Genomic DNA, 3,258 nt, shown 5'->3' with positions numbered 1-3,258 from the left:
CCCCCTGGCTGCACCCGCTGGTGGAGTCCACCCGGGCCACGCCCCCTGCCGACCGAGCCGCATCACTCGCCCCCCTCGCACCGGGCGGTCAGGACGGCTTGACGGCGGCTGTCATCATCCTGCGGGAAGCCGTCGGACGGCAGGCCCTGAACACCGACGACGCGCTCCGCGCCGTCCTGGCTGCCCACGACACCTGGAGTTCTTGGCGACAGAACCCCCAGTGGTGGCCCAAGATCCCAGACCCTCAGCACTAGAGGCAGCCGGGCAATGCGGGCGCCGCACACGCGACGGCTGAACGGCACGGAACGGGGCCGGCCGGACACCTCGCAGCGGCCGTGCCCCGCGGGGCCGGCCCGAGCACCTGCCGGCCCGAGGTGACTGCGAGGCCAACTGGGCTGACGGACACAGAACTTACTCGTCGGTCAGACGTATTGACGGTGTCCGGAAGGCATCGGATTGTAGTGCTCATGCCGACTCTCCGGGCACGTCTGCTCGCTGTTCTCGTGGTCCTCTGCGGACTCTGCGGCTTCCTGACGGTGGCGGGCTCCCCGACCGCCACCGCGGCCACCTTCCCCGACTCTCTCTCCTTCGACGGCACGCCGCTCACCGTGTCGGGCGGCCGCTTCCTCGACGCCAACGGCCGCGAGGTCGTGCTGCGCGGCTACAACGTCTCCGGCGAGACCAAACTCGCGGAGAACCAGGGCCTGCCCTTCGCCTCCCTCGCCGACGCCAAGAAGTCCGCCACGGCGCTACGCGCCCTCGGCGGCGGCAACTCCGTGCGCTTCCTGCTCTCCTGGGCCTACGCCGAACCGGTGCGCGGCCAGGTCGACACCGCCTATCTCGCCGCCGCCACCGAACAGCTGCGCGCCTTCCTCGACGCCGGCATCCGCGTCTACCCCGACTTCCACCAGGACCTCTACTCCCGCCACCTGTTCAACACCGGCAGCTGGTACACCGGCGACGGTGCTCCCAAATGGGCCGTAGACCTTGGCGGTTACCCCAATGAGTCCTGCGGTATCTGCCTCCTGTGGGGACAGAACATCACCCAGAACGGCGCGGTGAAGGCCGCCCAGTACGACTTCTGGCACAACAACTACGGTCTGCAGGAATCCTTCCTGGCCACCGCCCAAAAGACCATGGCGTACATCAGGACCAACATCACCACCGAGGAGTTCGCCGGCGTCCTGGGCTTCGATCCCTACAACGAGCCCTACGCCGGCAGCTACGAGTCCGGCCAGACCAGCCGCACCTGGGAACGCGACCTGCTGTGGCCCTTCTACGTCAAGTTCCGGGCCCGGATGGACGCGGCCGGCTGGAGCGACAAGCCCGCCTTCGTCGAGCCGAACCTCTTCTGGAACGGCAACGTCACCAAGGAGGAGGGCGGTCTCCTCGACGCGGGGACGCTCGGCTCCCGCTACGTCTTCAACACGCATTTCTACGACCAGAAGGCCATCTCGGGGATCCTGATGTGGGGCAAGGCAGCGGACGGCCAGTACGTCACCGACCTCGGTACCGTCCGTGACCGGGCCACGGCGGCCGGAACCACGGCCATCGTCAGCGAGTTCGGTCACCCCCTGGCCGGCCTTGTCTCCAACAAGGCGCCGACCGTGCTGAAGGCGATGTACCAGGGCCTGGACTCTCGCGTGAAGGGCGCCAGTTGGTGGACGACTCCGGCGACTTCGGGGCCGGTCCTGTCCGGCTCTCAGTGGCAGTGGGACATCTACTACGGCCGCCACCACGAGCTGATGAACGGCAACCCCGACAAGGTGCGCACGACCGGTGACGGCTGGAACGACGAGGACCTCTCCGCCGCACGCCTGGACGACGGCGGCACGGTGGCACTCCGTCAGGACGCCCGCCTGCTCGACCGGATCTACCCGAGCGCCACCTCCGGCACGACCGTCGCCTTCACCTACGAGGACCGCTCCCGCGACGGCTCCACCACGCTCACGTGGAATCCGGTTCCCAGCTCCTTGCCCAACACGAAGCAACTCGTCGGCTCCGGCCAGTACGGGCTGCTGGTGTGGCGCTCGAACAGCGGCACGGCTCCCACCGATCTGCACCTGCCGGCCTCCTTCCCGACCGCCACGACAACGGTCGTCTCCGACCTCGGCGCGGTGTACGCCCCACCCGCGTACACGACGACCACGAAGATCGCCGCAGCAGCCGAGCCAGGCGGCACGGGCAGCCGACGCCTGCTGCTCAGCGCCCCGGACTCGGGCACCGTGCACTACGCCCTGGTCACCAACGGCTCGACCGCGCCGCCCGCGACCCTATTGGCCGCCGCCCGCACGGAGCTGTCGGCGTGGGTGGCCCAGAAAGTGGGGTGACCGCGCCGGGCACGACAAGGGGATGGGTGGCCCACGAGGAGTCCAGCTGACAGCTTGCTGACCGGCTGCCGGCGGGACAGGCGCCGGGCCTTTGGGTACGCGTACTCATGTGCTCGGCCCCTCATACCGGCGAGGATGGGGGCATGGACCTTCCCATCGCTCCAACGGCGTTCGACGATGGCGCACGGCCTCGTGCTGATCGAGGCGCCGACGTGGGCGCCGCCGTGGGGCTCCTGGTCTTCGAAGCGTTCGCCCTGCTGGTGACCTTCGGCCGCTGGCTGGTGACCGCCATGAGTTTTGATCCGGAGAGGACTGCAACGCCCGACCGGTTGTGGGGCTACCTCGTCGCAGCCGGCGGAATCGGAGCCCTGGCCCTGGTGGCAGCTGTGATCGCATCCCGGTCCCGTGCCGTGGTGACGGTGTCGACCCAATGCTTCATGGCCGTCGTGGTGGGAGTGGGGGTGGTCAGCGGGGTGGCGGTCCAGCGACACGAGGACCGGATCGACCGCCCCGCACCTGCCTTCAGCGGAGAGGTCGGATGCCGCAGCGGTGGCGACATCAGTGAATGCGCGGGTAGCGGCGGCTGAAGCACGACCGGGCGCGGCGGGTCGGCCGGTCCTCGAAGAGATCCCAAGGGGGGTGCCGGCTCCCGCCGGTTCCGCACTGCAGTCGTCTGCGAGCCGGCCTGCACGGGGCCGCGGTGGAGTCAGACGGAACCCGGAGGGCACCCCCCGGGGGCAACCGTCGGCTTGCCACTCCGGTGCCCTGTCCCGCCGGACAGGGCACCGGAGTGGCTCTGCTGCTAGTGCGTTGTCCAGGAACGTTGGCCGGGTGTGATTAGGCGGCTTTGGGTCGTGGTCGGCCCCAGCGTTGTTGGCGTTCGCTGCGGACTTTGGCGCGTTCTCGGCGTTGGGCGGCCAGGACGTCG

At 69.4% G+C, this 3,258-nt stretch carries 3 protein-coding genes; all 3 read left to right on the top strand.

The annotated features are described in order from the left end of the window. On the top strand, nucleotides 1-254 hold a 254-nt coding region (locus O3X23_RS43695), incomplete at its 5' end, for a hypothetical protein (RefSeq protein WP_269280924.1). A gap of 213 nt (nucleotides 255-467) precedes the next feature. Further along, nucleotides 468-2,330 carry a cellulase family glycosylhydrolase gene (locus tag O3X23_RS43690; protein ID WP_269280921.1) on the top strand — a complete coding sequence of 621 codons (1,863 nt, stop codon included), beginning with the start codon at nucleotides 468-470 and terminating at the stop codon, nucleotides 2,328-2,330. 143 nt (nucleotides 2,331-2,473) lie between these two features. Further along, complete coding sequence (locus tag O3X23_RS43685; RefSeq protein WP_269280918.1) at nucleotides 2,474-2,917, top strand: DUF6234 family protein; 444 nt, start codon at nucleotides 2,474-2,476, stop codon at nucleotides 2,915-2,917. Nucleotides 2,918-3,258 lie beyond the last annotated feature (341 nt).

Origin of the sequence: Streptomyces sp. H39-S7 (genome assembly GCF_027158205.1) — a bacterium.
GTDB lineage: Bacteria > Actinomycetota > Actinomycetes > Streptomycetales > Streptomycetaceae > Actinacidiphila.
Note: the sequence above shows the minus strand (reverse complement) of the source record. Positions and strands in the feature narration are given on the sequence as shown.